The sequence below is a fragment of the Catenibacillus scindens genome (assembly GCF_014202115.1).
GTDB classification, from domain to species: Bacteria; Bacillota; Clostridia; order Lachnospirales; family Lachnospiraceae; genus Catenibacillus; species Catenibacillus scindens.
This window is the reverse complement of the sequence record NZ_JACHFW010000040.1, coordinates 1-2,455: the sequence shown is the minus strand read 5'-3', so window position 1 is coordinate 2,455 and position 2,455 is coordinate 1. Positions and strand designations below refer to the sequence as shown.

The 2,455-nt window shown below is 48.4% G+C and carries 2 protein-coding genes; both read right to left on the bottom strand.

Features of this window, described 5'->3' with window-relative positions:
* On the bottom strand, positions 1-740 hold a 740-nt coding region (gene istB / locus HNP82_RS17620; protein ID WP_183776810.1), incomplete at its 3' end, for an IS21-like element helper ATPase IstB.
* Positions 730-2,286 carry an IS21 family transposase gene (istA, locus tag HNP82_RS17615; protein WP_183776809.1) on the bottom strand — a complete coding sequence of 519 codons (1,557 nt, stop codon included), beginning with the start codon at positions 2,284-2,286 and terminating at the stop codon, positions 730-732. The genes istB and istA, both read right to left, overlap by 11 nt.
* Positions 2,287-2,455 lie beyond the last annotated feature (169 nt).

Sequence of the window (2,455 nt, the reverse complement as noted above, 5' to 3'; positions counted from 1 at the left end):
TTGATCATCCTTTTCCTTTGCCGCATTGAAACATCCCCGTCAATCCGCATGGTATAGGCAGATGGGATGATACGGTCAAGGATGGAATCGGCAAGGGCACTGCCTCCTAATCTTTCATGCCAGCCTTCCGGCATGAACTGGGAACAGAAGATGGTGGAGACCTGGCCGCAGCGGTATTCCATCAGTTCCAACAGATCCCTTTGCTCCTGCTCGGAAGCAGGGATCAAAAGGAATTCATCAAGAATCACAAGTGGGAGCTTTTGAAACTGCTTCATCACTTGATGATATTTTCCCTGTATCCTCGCTGCTTCCAGTTCGCTGAACAGTTCCGGCAGACGGATATATCTGGTCTTATATCCGGATTGGCAGGCGTTGACTCCCAGTGCATTAGCAATAAAGCTTTTGCCGGTACCTGTAGCCCCGATCAGGATGACATTCAGCCCTTGGCGGATGTAGTCATTATCCGCCAGGCTCTCCAGGAGATCCCGGTTCAGGTGCCGGTCCGGCAGATAATCAATGTTTCCAAGAAATGCAGATGAGTCAGAGAACTTCGCGTTCTTGATCAATCTTTTGATATTGTTATTATGCCGGGAATCGTATTCCGCATCAACCAACAGCATGAGACGTTCATGGAAGGACATGGAGCCGTATTCAGCTTCCTGGTCGATCTGTTTTTCATAAGCTTCCGCAAAGGCAGGCAGCCTCATGGACTTTAACTTTTTCACCGTATCATTTTTCATGGCTGCCACCTCCGTAATAAGAAGCTCCACGGACCAGGGCATAGCTTTCGTCATGGATAGCCTCAGAGGATTGGTTTGATGGGCCAGCAGCCTTGTCATTGCCGGATTCCAGGATCAGGCGGATATTCTTATAACGCGGGCTGGGGATCCGCTCCAAAGCTGCTTTGCAGGCATGTTCCAATCTTTCCGGAGTATATTTATCAGCCAGTTCCAGGAGAGACAGGCAACCCTTATAAGCCTGCTCTTCGATCCGGTAGGAATCAAAGATCCCCTGGATCACCTGATGGGTTGACTCACCGATACCAGATGCCCACTTAAGGAACCTTGCCTTATCCCATTCACTGTACAGCTGATGGTTGACAGGCATGTGCTCCGGGATCGTGGAATACTGCCCGCGGCGTCCATAAAGACGTTTGTGGCTGCAGATCCGATTCCCTTTGTAATAAACCTCAATGCTACTCTTGGTGTACCGGACATCCACTTTCTTGCGCACATACTCATAAGGGACCGAATAGTTCTGAAAATCTATGGCAATGTGGTAGTTCAGCTGAACGGTAGCGGATTTCCATTGGGCAAACTCATATGGATATCTGGGAAGCGGCTGTAAAAAGGGAAGTTCCTCTTCCAGAAATACAGAGTGACGGGAACCGTCTTTTTTCTGGAAAGGAGCCTCATTGAACCGATCCAGTTCCTTTCGGACCGCTGCATTCATGGTATGGATGTCAAAAAATTTCCGGTTCCGCAGACGGGCAATGATGTGGGAAGTCAGATTCCCAACACTCCCTTCTACAGCTGCTTTATCACGCGGGGCCAATACCCGGGCGGGAAGCAATGCAGTGTGATAGTGATCCGCAAGCTCCTGGTAAGAGCGGTTTACGACTGGATCCTCGTATTTTCTGTTGCTGAGGATCCCAACCTTCAGATTATCCGGGGTCAGGATCCTGGTGACACCGCCGAAGAACTCATACATAGCGATATGCGCATTGATCCAGTCCTCCTCTTTCATGGTACGGCATGCCTGCGCATAGCAGTACATGCTGAAAGGCAGCGTCGCTACAAACAGATAAACCTTGCTGCTGTTTCCAGAGATCTTATCATAAAGGGGCAGCGCGGTCCCGGCCCAATCGACCATCAGTTTGTCACCAGGTTTATGCTGGATATGCATGGTAAGCTTATTTTTCGAAACATAATCCTGATATAACTTGCAGTATTGGGAGTAGCCGTATGGCGGTTTTCCGGCATCCCGGCAGGTATCAACATACTCCTGCCATAACAGCTTTAATGTTACGCCGCTTTTCAATAATTCCTTATGAATATAAGGAAAATCCGGCGTGACCAATGTTGGGAGCAATGCTTCTTCTGGAAAAAGTGTATTGTGGATTTCCATTTCTTCCATGGATTCCAGTGCATCTTTCGATAACTGGTGATCTGAGGCTGCTCTCGCCACCTTAGCAACCGTATTCCTGGATACGCACAAGGTACTGGCAATGCGCCGTTGGCTATAACCATCCAGCAGCATATGTAAAATTTGTTTTTCTTTGGACATTTGATCGTCCTCCTCTCAAAGTATTACGGATTCATCCGTTAGGATGATTGTATTGCTTCAAGAAGTGGCTCTCAATAGCGGATTGCCCTTATAATTCAGGTGGCTCTATCGTTCGGAATGGATGGCTCTCTGTAACGGATTGAGTGGCTCTGAAGTCACGGAATACTCA

Excerpts from the sequence above, each read along its gene's own strand:
- istA (WP_183776809.1), bottom strand. The coding sequence starts at position 2,286 with ATGTCCAAAGAAAAACAAATTTTACATATGCTGCTGGATGGTTATAGC.